11 protein-coding genes are annotated in these 14940 nt (G+C 44.7%); 3 read left to right on the top strand and 8 right to left on the bottom strand.

The annotated features are described in order from the left end of the window. Nucleotides 1-7 precede the first annotated feature (7 nt). Together OCV11_RS09990 and OCV11_RS09995 are read left to right on the top strand one after the other, a co-directional pair. Nucleotides 8-841 (top strand): outer membrane lipoprotein-sorting protein, encoded by an 834-nt coding sequence (locus OCV11_RS09990; protein WP_261892714.1) that lies wholly within the window; start codon nt 8-10, stop codon nt 839-841. Nucleotides 842-846: 5 nt separating this feature from the next. Beyond that, nucleotides 847-2052: a hypothetical protein gene (locus OCV11_RS09995; protein ID WP_261892715.1), complete on the top strand. Its 1206-nt coding sequence runs from the start codon at nt 847-849 to the stop codon at nt 2050-2052. A 96-nt stretch (nt 2053-2148) separates the two neighbouring features. Here OCV11_RS09995 and OCV11_RS10000 read toward each other — a convergent pair whose 3' ends face one another. Beyond that, a complete protein-coding gene (locus OCV11_RS10000; protein WP_261892716.1) occupies nt 2149-3624 on the bottom strand; it encodes a right-handed parallel beta-helix repeat-containing protein in 1476 nt (491 codons plus the stop codon). Between the two features lie 359 nt (nt 3625-3983). Here OCV11_RS10000 and OCV11_RS10005 point away from each other — a divergent pair, with 359 nt between their 5' ends. Next, a complete protein-coding gene (locus tag OCV11_RS10005) occupies nt 3984-4904 on the top strand; it encodes a ParB/Srx family N-terminal domain-containing protein (RefSeq protein ID WP_261892717.1) in 921 nt (306 codons plus the stop codon). A gap of 306 nt (nt 4905-5210) precedes the next feature. Here the strand turns inward: OCV11_RS10005 and OCV11_RS10010 are convergent, their stop codons facing one another. The 7 genes from OCV11_RS10010 to gpJ form a co-directional block, all read right to left on the bottom strand. Next, nucleotides 5211-5372 carry a hypothetical protein gene (locus tag OCV11_RS10010; protein WP_261892718.1) on the bottom strand — a complete coding sequence of 54 codons (162 nt, stop codon included), beginning with the start codon at nt 5370-5372 and terminating at the stop codon, nt 5211-5213. After that, nucleotides 5356-6393 (bottom strand): reverse transcriptase/maturase family protein, encoded by a 1038-nt coding sequence (locus OCV11_RS10015; RefSeq protein WP_261892719.1) that lies wholly within the window; start codon nt 6391-6393, stop codon nt 5356-5358. Before OCV11_RS10015 ends, OCV11_RS10010 begins: the two co-directional genes overlap by 17 nt. A 270-nt stretch (nt 6394-6663) precedes the next feature. After that, complete coding sequence (avd, locus tag OCV11_RS10020; RefSeq protein ID WP_315972731.1) at nt 6664-7011, bottom strand: diversity-generating retroelement protein Avd; 348 nt, start codon at nt 7009-7011, stop codon at nt 6664-6666. 41 nt (nt 7012-7052) lie between these two features. Then, nucleotides 7053-8441 carry a hypothetical protein gene (locus OCV11_RS10025; protein WP_261892721.1) on the bottom strand — a complete coding sequence of 463 codons (1389 nt, stop codon included), beginning with the start codon at nt 8439-8441 and terminating at the stop codon, nt 7053-7055. After that, on the bottom strand, nt 8434-8640 hold the full coding sequence (locus tag OCV11_RS10030; RefSeq protein WP_261892722.1) for a hypothetical protein: 207 nt from the start codon (nt 8638-8640) through the stop codon (nt 8434-8436). Before OCV11_RS10030 ends, OCV11_RS10025 begins: the two co-directional genes overlap by 8 nt. Further along, a complete protein-coding gene (locus OCV11_RS10035) occupies nt 8640-9314 on the bottom strand; it encodes a DUF6453 family protein (RefSeq protein WP_261892723.1) in 675 nt (224 codons plus the stop codon). Before OCV11_RS10035 ends, OCV11_RS10030 begins: the two co-directional genes overlap by 1 nt. Before the next feature lie 310 nt (nt 9315-9624). Continuing rightward, nucleotides 9625-14940: a TipJ family phage tail tip protein gene (gene gpJ, locus OCV11_RS10040; RefSeq protein ID WP_261892724.1), complete on the bottom strand. Its 5316-nt coding sequence runs from the start codon at nt 14938-14940 to the stop codon at nt 9625-9627.

Genomic DNA, 14940 nt, shown 5'->3' on the forward strand with positions numbered 1-14940 from the left:
TCTTTAAATGAAACGCTTTGTTGTCCCACGATCTTTGGCTACCGTGTTATACGGTATCTGGGCGCTGACACTCTTTTCCTCTGTGATACTCAGCCCTGTGGTGGTCAATACTGTCTACGCTGCGGATGCTGATAAAGGGTTGAGTATCGCCAACGAACGTAAAGCGCGCGATAGAGGCTGGCAAGACAATACGGCCGATGTTCAGATGATTTTAAAAAATGCCCAGGGCGATGAAAGTATCCGCATCATGCGCATGAAAACCCTTGAAGTCAGTCAAGATGGCGATAAAGGATTAACCATCTTTGATGAACCAAGAGACGTCCAAGGCACGGTGTTCCTCTCCTATTCCCATGTGCAGGGAGACGATGACCAATGGCTCTATCTTCCAGCGTTAAAACGCGTAAAACGAATCTCATCCCAAAATAAATCCGGTCCATTTATGGGCAGCGAATTCTCCTATGAGGATTTGAGTTCCTTTGAGGTAGGCAAATATCACTTTACCTATCTGCGCGATGAAACCTTAGATGGCGTGCCCTGTTTTGTCGTGGAGCAGGTGCCAGTGGATCGCATGTCTGGTTATACCAAAATGATTGTGTGGGTCGATAAAGCCGAATATCGTCCGATGAAAACCGAGTATTACGATCGCAAAAAGGCGCTGCTCAAAACTCTAACGTTAAGCGATTACCATCAGTATCTTGACCACTATTGGCGCGCGCTGACCTTAGAGATGATCAATCATCAGTCAGGGAAAAGCACCATACTCAAAACCAGCAATATCCAGTTTAAAACGGGCTTAACCGAGCGCGACTTCAATCAAAACATTATGACGCGGATGAGATGATCGCCATGAAACAGCATCCCATCGCTTTAGGATTGAAAACGGCTTTGTGTGGCGTCGCCTTATGCTACGGCATTCCGATTCTGGCCACCCCATTGACTCAGCCAGAAGTCAGAGGCCAAGCGGATTTGGAATATCGGCAGTTTTTTCAAACCGGTGTCGATGGACAAAACAATGGTCAACCGTCCATTGCCATAGAACCACAGCTGTATTGGGAAGATAAAGATAGCCACTCCAGTGTCACCTTTACCCCCTTCTATCGTTACGATGAGATGGATGACGAACGCACCCATTTTGACGTTCGCGAATTGTTTTACCTCAACTATTGGGGCGATTACGAACTTCGCGCGGGGGTGAACAAAGTGTTTTGGGGCGTCACAGAGGCTGAGCATTTGGTTGATGTGATTAACCAAACTGACTCTATCGAAGCCATTGATGGAGAAGATAAACTCGGTCAACCTATGCTGCAGTTGACTGCCATTAAAGATTGGGGAGTGAGCGAATTTTACCTACTCCCCTATTTTCGTGAACGTACTTTTGCGGGCGAAGATGGTCGACTGCGTACGGTTGTTCCCATCGATACTGACCATGCGCAATACGAATCCTCCGCAAAACAGCGACATGTGGATGTTGCCGCTCGCTACACCAACACCTTTGGGGATTGGGATGTAGGGCTAAGCTATTTGCAAGGGACAGATCGTGAACCTTATCTGATGGTGATCGGTCAAAAAATCATCCCTTATTATGCGCAGATGAAACATCTCGGGCTGAGCGTGCAAGGTACCAAAGGCAGCTGGCTGTGGAAACTAGAAGCAAGCTACAAAGACAGCTATCAAACCTATACCTCTACTGACGCTGGGTTTGAGTACACCTTGGTGGGTATCGGTGACACCGCCTATGATTTAGGGCTACTTAGTGAGTACCTCTATGACTCTCGCGGACCAGGTTCATTGGCCGTTGGGCAAAATGACATTTTTGCCGCGCTGCGGTTAGCGCTTAATGACGAGGCCAGCTCTCAAGTATTGCTGGGCATGACTCAGGATTTGGACGACAGTGACATCAGGCTGTTTAAGCTAGAAGCCTCCACGCGCTTAACAAATGCGTTAAAACTCAACCTTGATGCGTGGGCAAGTGATAACCATACCCCTACCGATTCGCTCTACTCCATTCGCCGGGATGACTTCGTAAAACTCACTTTGGAATATTATTTCTAAAGGCTCAGCGATTTACTCGCACTAGAAACATCAATGGCGTAGAAAGCTTATCCCTTCTACGCCATTTTGATGACATCGAGCTGCGTTTTGTTACCGCTATTTAGTGGGGTAAAAACAGCCCGAACTGTTTTGGAATGCGCCGATGAACTGCTGCTTATTCGCAATATCATCACCACAAAAATCCGCCAGCTTTTCATTCTGCTGCAGTGGATAAGGGGATGCGCCTTTGGAGAGATCGGTTTTACTGTCTGCAAAGGTGAAATTACCCGTTTCAGGAGAGACAAATAGGCTATTTAGCTCTTCTTTATTGGTAAAGAATCCCCGTGGGTAGATTTTATTTCCCGCTTGGGCAATCACTTTAGCATCATCACGCACGCGCACGTGACCACTCACAATATTGTTGAAAATCATCGCACTACTTTCTTCGAAACGCACATCAATACCATTGGTGTTATAAACGGTGTTGTTGTTGATCAATGTATCGCGACCGCCATTGAGGTAGATGCCGACATCACTGCAGTGGAACACGATGTTATTGCGGATAATCAACTTGTTGGTTTGGTAACGCACACCACCACGGCGATCTTCCATACCACCACCACCCGCTGAAATACCGATGGTGGAGCCCGGGTAGCGTTGTTTGGTGGAATTACATAACACTAAGTTGTTTTCAATAATCCCATTATTTGAACCACCTTTCATAAACACGCCGTAGCTGATTTTATTTCCGGCACTTTTAACAAAGTCGCGAATAATATTATGTGACACCACCCAATTATTCGCATGGTCAATATTAATTGGTGTGACTGAATATATTGTTTCTCTCGGTTTGGTAAAATGGAAATTGTTATAAAGCACTTTACCATCGTCGGGATACATCCCTGCATTACCATTGACCTTAACTGCCGCGTTAAAATCGATAAACTCATTATTTATAATCTGTACATTATGCGCGCCACCCACCACGTGAATAGCATGTTCACAGGAGTTTTGGTTAGGACACTGACCAACGAACTGAAAGCCGGTAATCGTCCAAAATGGTCGAGCGATGTAAAGCCCCTCTAAGGAGGTCATTAATAGCCGAGCTTTACCCGGATGTTCCGCTTTGAGAACAATTGGGTTGTATTTGGTCGGTTCATCATTACTGGTTTCAAACCGTTTGGCTTGTAAGGTGTAATCCCCATCAGCCACAACAATCGTGGTGCCGGGTTTTGAATAATGGATCGCATCAATTAATTCATTAGTATTAACCACATAGAAGCTTTTTCTTGGTTCAACACCTATGCTAGGAGGCGACGCGTAGTCAGGTCCAACCGTTGGCCACTGTTGACGATCATAAGGCTGCCAATAATAGACGGGCGTATCTAACGCATTGCCAATTGACATCAACACATCACCCACCGAGCGAGTGGAATTATGCGCAGTTAATTTCCCTGCCATTTTAAAGAAAACACCGGGTACAGTTTGACCATCAAAAAGAGCATGACTAAAAGAATAAACTGAATAAAGAAGCCCAACGTTGAATACTAAACCACAGAAAAGAAAATAGCGCTTGAACAGCTTCCAGAACATAACCTCTATCCTTGTCATTACCCCATTAGGGAAAGAATAATTATCCTACGTTAGTATTTATAATACATAGCCCACTGATAATTTTCTGACTATTTTCACAAATCAGTCTTAAATCGGAGTCAATTCTCTAAAATAAGAAATCACACTATTTAAAATGTTCTAAAAAAGCTATTTATCGAGTCATTCATCATTAATAAATTAAGTTCGCCTACCTTGTTTGGGATTAAACAGGGAAACAAATCCCTCATCGACTGTCATATTGGTTACACCCAAGGTCAGTAGCGTAGTATGCTACTCATCAATTTTCACCTCATGTTGCCTTGGTTTAATGTGAGGTATAGCCATTCAGGAGTGAACTCATGCATCTTGTTCCGTTAAGCGTGTTGCTAGCCACGCTCGGTACTCTCTTCTCAGCAGCCTCTAGTGCACAAGCGATTGATAAAGTTCAAGTCGGTGATGTGGTTAAAGTCACCTTAGGTGAGTTAAAACCCACCCAACCGTCGATTGGTTATGACGAGGTCTACTACAAACTGGGACGCTATCAACGGGACAGCAAAAAGCTTTTTGATGAGATCTGCGAAACCTTCGGTCAAAAAGGCGTGAAGCACTTCGATAAACACTCACAGCCTAACCAACTCGATACTTTTCGCTGTAAAGAGCCTGTTGGTACAGAAAAACAAGCGATGAAAACCGTCGTCATTGGCCCCGATAATCACTATTACTTAACGGATGGACACCACACCTTCACCTCGTTTTGGCAACTGCCACAAGGCGGCGCGAGTTTTCCAGCTTATGCGGTCGTCAGCAAAGATTATCGCCAACACGAGAGCATGGGCGATTTTTGGCAAAGCATGATTTTGGATAACAATGCATGGCTCTACAACGTAAGCCACAATGCCATTTCTTGGCAGCAGTTACCTAAACAATTAAATTTGAAAGAATTTGATGATGACCCGTACCGTTCACTGCTCTATTTTGCACGTGGGATTGCCTGGGACAAACCGACAGCGCCCGTGCCATTTTTGGAGTTCTACTGGGCTGACAGTCTTAAATCGATCTTTGATGTTACCCATTACAATTTGAATAATGAGAAAAGCTACATTCAAGCGATTACCGACATCAGTGATGCGATGATTCATCTCACCTCAGCCAATCTTGGCGGCTCCGGTTACAGCGCAACGGCGATGGGACAATTTAAAACGGTCAATAAAAAAGAGCTGCGCAAACTGTCTAAGCCACACAGTAAAGTCAGCGACATGATTCGTTATAAACATCAGTAACGAAAATGCCCGAGGCTAACCTAGGTTAGCCTCGTTATCCATGCCCAGAATATGAACCGAACCATCATATTGATCTCAGCAAATAAACATCCAGAAACGCGAGTGATAAAGCGCATAGATCCGTTGCTATGTACTGGCTGCAGTGGTCTAATAGCGGGGAATCATTGATAAATTTGGTAACTAGACATGCAACAGCAACACCAACCTACTTTCTTTTTCTTTGAATATGATACATTTCACAAAACCCATTGATTTACATTACTTTTGTGAAAAACCAATTAAAAAGAGGACACAAATAGGACGCATTTATTCTTGAGATTCATCGTTCTCATATCTTTTTTTACTTTCTAGAATCCCCTCCATTACTGCTTCAGGATCTTCACAATCTTTTGTTAGGTTAATCAGAAACGCCTCTTCTGTGCTTGTTTGTCTGACCCCATTAAAATAATAACTAAACGGAACACTCATCTTTACTCCTTACAAATGGAACTGATAGAACGTATTTTATAAAATCGTATGACTGAGCATGTTTGGCACACCCAAGATAACTAGAGATGATTGGACTGATATCATCGAGTTCAACTTCCCCTTGAGCATACAACTTTCTCAATCTTTTTATTTTATGCTTGAACCTTTTCTGAGTGCACTTCCTAAGCAGTTTATGGGTTGCATAAATTCTGTAGCCTACAAAATCCAGAGCTCTCCCATTACCAGAAGAAATAGGAAACACCTGAGTTTTATTATTGGTCTTTAGTTGAAGATTAACACTTAGCCACTCTTCAATAGTTTTTCTCACTCTCTGTAAGTGCTCTTTATCATGATGGATAATAATGAAATCATCCATATATCTGACATAAAACTTTTCCCTCAAACCATGCTTTACAAACTGATCCAGCTCATTTAAATACATGTTGGCAAATAGTTGGCTGGTTAGATTTCCGATCGGGATTCCCACCCCCGCATTATCTGTATCTGAATGGTCTATTATTTTTTCTAAAAGAACCAACGTTCTCTTACAATTAATATGGGTTCCAACAATGTACTTCAATGTAGCGTGGTTTATTGAGTTGAAGTACTTTGCAATGTCAGCTTTTAGAGCATATACGGAGCCATGGTTCCTTTTTACAATTCTGATGAACGACTGAGCACGATCAGCGGCGGCGTGTGTGCCCTTGCCCTTCCGGCAAGCGTAACTATCATATATAAATCTTTTATTGATTACCGGCTCTATCACTCTATGGATTGCATGATGCACAACTCGATCTGAAAAAGGAGGTGCCGATATGATTCGAAGTTTTGGCTCGTATACTGCAAATCTTCGGTGATTAGAAGGGGTGTATGAGCCCCATATTAGATGGTTCTGCGCATTAATTATGTTCTCTTCAACGCTTTCCATGTACTTCATAACGGGGGATTTATATCTTTTCCCCTTTTCTGCTTCTTTTGCAGCGAAGTATAAATTGTCGAATTCGACTATTTTTTCAAACATATTAGTTCCTGAGCAGCCAGATCGCTCCAGCTGTTTGTATACGTTTCGGCCTCCTGCCGCGGCATAAGCATCCTTTCTTTCTGCTCTGGATTATGCCCCTTAAGGAATAATCTTCTGGCGATTGAAGGGAAGCGGGCGAAACCCAACGTAGCTGCCCGCGTACGAGCGAGGGTTGTCGCAGTTCAGCGCCGCGGGGCCAGCATCGGACGCGCTGCTCCAGCCGCCACCGCGGATCGGGAAGCGGAATAATGCTTATGCCTTTGATAAAAATTATAGGGACTTCAACCATCCCCCAGTCATTCTTCCAAGTTCAGAAACATGCCTAACCCATATTTCATATTTCTTCATATCAATATAATGAAGGTCGTATGCGATTCTGATCATGTTTTTTAACGTCGCTAGCTCTATATCTAAATCTTGGATTGTTGTTTTCTTGTGGTACCTCTTTGACGCCACAATAGTAAGCCTGAGAATTAGGTACATAGCTCTCCTAATGTCAGCTGCTAGAATGAATTTTTCTGACTTAGGAAATTGCCGCAAACAGACAAAGGCATAAGTCATCATTTCTCTAGTTTTAACCTGTATTGATAATTCGTTATTCACTTCACCATAATCCACTGCGCTATCGCGCAGAATAACAAGACACAAAAGACCAAGGATCAAGACGCGAAAGACGGGCGAAACCCAACGTAGCTGTACGCGTCCGAGCGAGGGCCGTTGCAGTACAGCGCCGCGGGGCCAGCATTGGACGCGTAGCTCCAGTGGCCACCGCGGATCGGGAAGCGCTCTCCGTCAGTGTTGTAATAAAAGCGCCCTTTTAATGACTTAGTGCAATCGATCGGCTCAATCAGTAGTCTTTGGAGAAGCTCATGCCCTTCATAGTCACTTGATTTAGTCAAACTACCCCAAACTTGATTAGATGCCACGGCAGCTGGGGGCGCAGTCATTGAGAACACATGACCAGAGTTGATGTATCTTCCAGTTGCAATCCATTCAGCTTCGGGCTGTCCTAGGTATTCAGAAACATAAAACTGTCCATTAACCATTTTCCATCCCTCATCGCGCTCCCATACGTTACCGACCCAATTGCTAACACCAAATGGGCCGCCATCATGCCTCCACGTGTCAGGACCCGAGCCAGTAAGCACTCGAGCAGTACCTGCCCGATCATTCGGCACTAGCCCATCTTGACGCATGCCAAATTCGTTAACGGCGTCATATGCACGACCGTACTCTGTATTTCCGCGGGGCTGAAAGTTTTTTGACAGCATAATCCAGCCCAAGAGAGCTCGCTCGTATGCGCCTGCCATATGCCAACTATCACCCAGTTCTTCACATCTAGATCTCGATGTATCTGTATTAATTGACGTCCATGGGTCAAGGCCAGCTTGAGATACAGCTTTGCCACCACTATTCGATGCTTCATGAACACATATGTCAACGTAAGGCCTCAATGTGCCATCCTGACGCCTAAACGCGTCAACAACACCAGTAAACGGACAGTTCGGGACGTTAAGATCCTCGTACGTGCACAAGGGTATTCTGCACACAAGCTGAGCATTGCCGAACGAATCTTTACGTAGAATATTTCGACCGCCAGAGACTAATGCCACAGCGTCTGCCATGGCTGTCTTTGCCAACCAATCATCTGCAAGCTTGCCGCTTGCATTGGCCTGGGGGATTTTACTTGCTGACGCTGTCTGAGTAGTTTCAATGCCGACCGTGTTCTTTAGTTCTGTAACTCCGCTTGGCAAAGATGCCCCGGCCGCAGTACCGATCTTCTGATCTATACTTCCAATTACATTCCAAGCCGTATTTGAAGCATTTCGGCGCTTAATGAGCGCTGGAGATGTTGAGCTATCAATCCACTCAAGAAAAGCAAACGGCGCTGCTGGCTCGTTTACACCAACGTACTGACCAGTAACCCCATTTTCAATTTGTTCTACTAGATCATTGTATTTACTAAAGGCAGAACGAGGGCTTTCTCCTTTTCTTCCATTTGGTTGGGCGGTGTCTAAATCTACTTTATATAGTGATAAATCAGTCATTGCATTTCTCGCCTATTTCTCTTGGTTGCTGCTCTTTAATTGCTTTTTCAATCACATTTTGAAGCCTTGCGTTCAACCCAGCAATTAACTCACTAGTTAATCTATTTCCAGCGTTAGAAATCAGTATTTCATATACTTCTTGCTTAATACTTTTAGCAGGAATTAATCCGCTAATTAAATCTTTATCGATACCTTTCATTATGCAAAACCCGTCACATCGATAATTGCGAGATTACAAGCTGGACTACTCCAGCTATCATTAGGATAGTAACCGCTACTTCTCATTTGTGTTGAATAACTGTAGTCAGCAACATATGCGGCAGTTATTCCATTTGGTGCATTTGTTATATAGCTAGCTGTGCGACTCTGTACGTAAATCATATTTCCTTGGACACCAAAGTAATTTGTTACAAACTCACTTTTTATATTTATAAAAATTGCAGCGTAAGTTCTACCAGATACATAAGAAAAAGTTCCATGCCCAGAAACGAATCCTGCAAATGCCAAGTTTTTGTCGCCAGAATAATATACGCACTGACCAGAAGTGTTGAATACCTGCAATCCAACTCCGCTCGCTGGATTAGATGGCTTATTAGAAAATATGTAAGCCGTAAACTGTACAGAAGCATTAGCAGACGACTTCCCGACACCTCTGATTATTGCCCTGCCATTTCCGGCCCAATCGAGATTTATATAATCGCTACAACGTAACGCAATTATTTCACCATCGTTGTAACTTATTTCTGCATATGAATGGTTATAATTTGTCGGAATTGTGGATGCTGTAATAACTCTGTCAAGAACGAATGTCAGGGTTTTTGAGTCAACCTGAAAAGTCCCATTGTTATTGACCGATTGAAAGCCAGAGCTCATCTTACCCCCACTATTGTATAGCATGTATTGATCGTATAGCCGCTGAGGGATGAGTCTCTAGTCCAAGACATAGTCGAACCATTAAATACCAGGTAAGGGGCCGCGGCCATAACAGAAACTGATTCTGCTGGGGTGCCATTCCAGCCATTTAATGGAACCCCAAACAGTTGATCACCTGATTGAACTCCAGGGATTGTTACGCTACCACTTATAGCAGTTGTATCTACGATAGTAAGCAATCTGCCAATGACAGTTGACGAGTCCATGTCGAGAACTCCATTGCTGTTGAATACCTGTAGACCCGCAGTCATTACCAAATCCCCAATCTAACTCGTAATGTATTATTCTCGTCATACACTTGTATGACCTCATTATTTAATGTCATGCGCCCCCCGCCTGAACTAGACGCATTCAATTGTATCTCCCCTGTGACGAAATTCAGTCGTAAAATCGGGTTCCCATCTTCATTAACAGCTTCAGATTCCAACCACTCAGTAAATTTTGCTGCACCAATTGATGCGTCACCAATGATTGCAGAGTTCAAGACAGCAGTGTCATTGACAGTATCAAATACAAATGGCGCATGGACCTTTCCGTCTATTAAATTAAGAAATCCAATAGTGTCAGCCATAATTAGAAATTCAGATCTAGACTCCCCATCCTCTCCTATCGACGCCCCTAGTGCGACGCCAGCTTGGACAACTTTACCATCTGCTCTAACTTGGGTTTTTACTTGCCAGTTTGCCTTTATCGCACCATCAAGATTCGCAACTGTTTCTGAAACTTGCTGAACAGTAGCCTCAATTCCCCCTAAATCACCCAAGCCATCAATAGTCGCGGTTAACGTTTGAATATCTTGTGCCAATGCAGAATCGGCATCCGCTCGCGCCGTTTGCTCTGCCAAGATAGCAGCTGAGTTGTCACCAACGGTCGCGGTTAACGCATCAATGTCTTGTGCCAATGCAGAATCAGCATTCGCTCGTGCGGTCTGCTCTGCCAAGATAGCAGCTGAGTTATTCCCTACCGTCGAGGTGACGGTATCGATACGAGAGCCTAGTGCTTCATCTGCGCTGGCGCGAGTTGAAGCCTCTGTGCTGATCTGAGATTCAGCGGTACCAACTCTAGATGTCAGTGCATTAACGTCGGTCGCCAATGCAGAATCGGCATCCGCTCGCGCCGTTTGCTCTGCCAAGATAGCAGCTGAGTTGTCACCAACGGTCGCGGTTAACGCATCAATGTCTTGTACCAATGCTGAATCAGCGTTCGCTCGTGCGGTCTGCTCTGCCAAGATAGCTGCATTTGAATCGTCGATCTTCGCCGTTACAAGCACGACACTTTCAGCTAGCGCATCGTCAGCACTTACTCGAGCTAATCGCTCATCCGTGATAGCAGCTTCGCTTGCTCCAACTGAAACTTTTAATGTGTTTATTTGCCGAGCAAGTGAATAATCCCTCTCGTTCGACGCAGAAGTAGCGCTAACATTACCAACAAATGACTCTTCGTCATCATCATCACCGGCATACCACTGAAATCGTTCGTCAGTAGAACTATCATCACCAGATAAGAAGCCAAACGTTTTCAGTGCATCGTCAAGAATGCGTGAGTCAAGCTCGCTTACCTGTCCAGTCCTAACCTCGGACTCATTAATAATTGCAGCTGAGTTGTCACCAACGGTCGCGGTTAACGCATCAATGTCTTGTGCCAATGCAGAATCAGCGTTCGCTCGTGCGGTCTGCTCTGCCAAGATAGCAGCTGAGTTATCCCCTACCGTCGAGGTGACGGTATCGATACGAGAGCCTAGTGCTTCATCTGCGCTGGCGCGAGTTGAAGCCTCTGTGCTGATCTGAGATTCAGTGGTACCAACCCTAGATGTCAGTGCATTAACGTCGGTCGCCAATGCAGAATCGGCATCCGCTCGCGCCGTTTGCTCTGCCAAGATAGCAGCTGAGTTGTCACCAACGGTCGCGGTTAACGCATCAATGTCTTGTGCCAATGCAGAATCAGCGTTCGCTCGTGCGGTCTGCTCTGCCAAGATAGCAGCTGAGTTATCCCCTACCGTCGAGGTGACGGTATCGATACGAGAGCCTAGTGCTTCATCTGCGCTGGCGCGAGTTGAAGCCTCTGTGCTGATCTGAGATTCAGTGGTACCAACCCTAGATGTCAGTGCATTAACGTCGGTCACCAATGCAGAATCAGCATCCGCTCGCGCTGTTTGCTCTGCCAAGATAGCAGCTGAGTTGTCACCAACGGTCGCGGTTAACGCGTCAATGTCTTGAGCTAATGCAGAATCAGCGTTCGCTCGTGCGGTCTGCTCTGCCAAGATAGCAGCTGAGTTATCCCCTACCGTCGAGGTGACCGTGTCGATACGAGAGCCTAGTGCTTCATCTGCGCTGGCGCGAGTTGAAGCCTCTGTGCTGATCTGAGATTCAGTGGTACCAACTCTAGATGTCAGTGCATTAACGTCGGTCGCCAATGCAGAATCAGCATCCGCTCGCGCTGTTTGCTCTGCCAAGATAGCAGCTGAGTTATTACCAACAGTCGCGGTAATTTGAGCTATAGATTGAGAGAGAGCCTCATCCCTAGTTGCAGATGCCGCATCAACCCTTGCTATTGAAGCCTCATTGTTTGCAACTCTTCCGCCTACGATTGAGATGGATTTTGCCTGTGAATAGTCAGCTTGATTAGATGCAGAAGTAATTGATACATTACCAACAAACGTATCTTGATCTTCATCATCTCCAGCGTACCAAAGCACATCTTCAGGCGAATTTTCATCATCACCAGATAAATACCCTATTAAATCATCACCAATCCCATCAATCTTTTCTTCAAAATTGATTTTAAGATCATCAATTCGGTCATTTATATCACCAGACAGATTGGAGACGGTTTGATTTGTTTCATCAATACGCTGATTGACTGTGTTGCTCAGCTCCTCTACGGTTTGGTTTGACGAGTCAATTCGTGAATTAACATCTTGAGAAAGGTCAGACACAACCTGATTAGTCTGATCTATTTTTTGATTAACATCTAAGCTTAAAGCAGAAATCGTTTCGTTGACTTCACTAATTTTTTGATCAACTTCGATGTCTATATCACTGGCAATCCCATCTCCTATCTGTTCAATAAGACCAGGGGCCAGCTCTCCAGTGCCGATCTTCCCCTCCAGATAGCTGAGAATCTCATCTGATGAAGTTGAGGAAACACCGCGAACCCATGCCGTCCATGCACTCACATTTCCTGTTCTATCTAAAATTCTGGCTCTGAACCAAAATTCAACTCCAGCGGCTAAACCAGAAAGCTCATGGCTCTGATCAGGGTAAGCATAATTACCAAGCGTTTGCGCACTATTCCCATCGGAGTTGTCAGCGTATTCAATTTCCGTATATAGCGTATCTTCAGAATCATCGGAAAAAGCCCAATTTAACTGAATAGAAAAAGCCTTGCTCTGTGTAGTAAAAAGCGCTAGCGCTGGCGGCTCACCGTTTTTTCCTGTGATATCGGTAAGCGCTGAAGATGCTGGCACAGAAGCAGTTCCGGCAGCATTGATAGCTCTAACACGAGCTATATATTGCCCAGTATAAACCCCTTTAACCTGAGTGCTTAGCTGCCCAGTTCTAGGTATTGATACCCATTCGCTATAATCTCGACGCCACTGAACATCATAAGATACAGCCCCATCCACTTCATCCCACTTAATCGTCATCGTTGTAACAGCCATCGTCTGCTCAACATGGATGGATTGTGATATTAAAACAGAGCTTGGTGCAGCTTGTCCTCCAACTGGAAGGTTACTAACCGGCCTTTCCTCAAGGCGCGCGCCTGAATCAACATAATCGTATTTATTTAAATTGTAAGCCACGCCAGTGAACTCATATTCGATAGTATCGCTATCTGACTTTTTGGCGCTAATAATTTGAAAATGCTGACTAGCTAAAGCGTCACTTTCTATTACCCATTGAAAGAAACGCTCTGGGGTTTCACTAAAAGGTGTAGAAATAACAACATCACGACCAGAAACTTCAAAAATAGTTCGAGCTTCTGATATTCCAGATGGTAGGTTCACCCTAATTGTACTTCCAGAACTGAAGTCTATGTCAGAGTCAACGGTAATAGTTAAACCATCACTAGAGACCTCAGAAATCCTTCCTCCGATTCTCGAACCCGATATCAACTTATCAGCTACAGAAATGATATTACCGACCTGAGGAATTTCACCGTCCATACCCATTTTAAACGAAACGGTTCTATCGTTATTATTTGTGTAAATAGCCCATTTACCACGGCGCTGAGCCTCAGACTCTCTCGTACAACCATAGGCGGACAACTCTACAACATTATCGCCATAACGAATTTGAAGATCGTCGTCATAAGTTGTTGTAACATCGGTTTCATAAGCGTTGTCGGGGTCATCCCAGCTAACTAGGGCTCTTGTGTACTTAACTCGAGAATCACTGCCAGAATAAGTAAACAGGCCATCGATCACGTTAGCATTGGTAATTACATAGTCAGGGTCTCTAGGCATGTCCGCTCGAACCATCATTTGGCTCTGCATCCAATAGACCATTCCTCTATAAATAGCTGAAATATCTCTTAGAACCTGCCATGCTTCAGTTGCTGTTTGCAGGTAGATATTGCACTCATAGCGATGTTCCATTCCCCCTTTCCCATCAGAAACGAGCTGATCGCAATATCGGGCTATATCGTAAAGTTCGAACTTATTTAGAAAACCGGCACCAACACGGTCGCCGATAGAAAAACGGTTTTCTACGATCAAATCGTAGGTCACCCAAGCAGGGTTATTCGTGTACGCATATTTAAATCCACCCGTCCACGTACCTGAGTAAACCCTCTCTTCTGGATCGTAATTATCAGGAACCCTAACCTTTCTCATCTTTGCATGGACAGCAATCGTCGGAATGTTGTTAAACTGACTAGCGTCAAACTCAACGCCCAGCAACGCGGTATTAGGATAGCGTAGCTTAAGATCAATAACTTCCGTGATTGCAGCGATGTTCATGGTATCTGCGATGGAACTATCATTCTGATTTGGAGTGATACGAACAACGCGCACTACCCATGAACTTCCCTCAGGCAAATTTACTCGAGTGCTTCTTTCGTAGGTTGATATTGCATAACCACTAATCGATAAATCAGCCAGGACCTCATAAGGCCCGCCATCTGTAGAAACTTCGATTCGATACTTAATTTCGTACCCAACAAGGTCTCCATTGCTTTTCTGTCGACGAAGAGCTGGCCAACTAAAACGAATAACCACCGCCGACAATTGGCTATCTGTTATAGAGTGCACCCACGGAACATCACTGGTAAGTTCGACGCCGACACTAGTCTCTGACTCCACCCCTGGGAAGCCGGGTATATAATCCTGATCAACGGTGCCAGGTCGAAAAGCCCAAGATACGCCACTGAAGTTACTGGAACCATTTTCGGAAATTAGCGGCGTCCCATCGAGGTAAATATCTTTTCCATCCACTCCGCCTTCAAACTCACCCTCTCCAAGCGCTAGCAATATTTTGGCTGTGGCTATTGAGCGTAAGTCGACGTCAGCTTCGTATGGTGTAGAAGAGCTGCTACTTTTTTTACCAGAGACTACAGGTTTGTTCAT

Origin of the sequence: Vibrio porteresiae DSM 19223 (assembly GCF_024347055.1) — a bacterium.
GTDB classification, from domain to species: domain Bacteria; phylum Pseudomonadota; class Gammaproteobacteria; order Enterobacterales; family Vibrionaceae; genus Vibrio; species Vibrio porteresiae.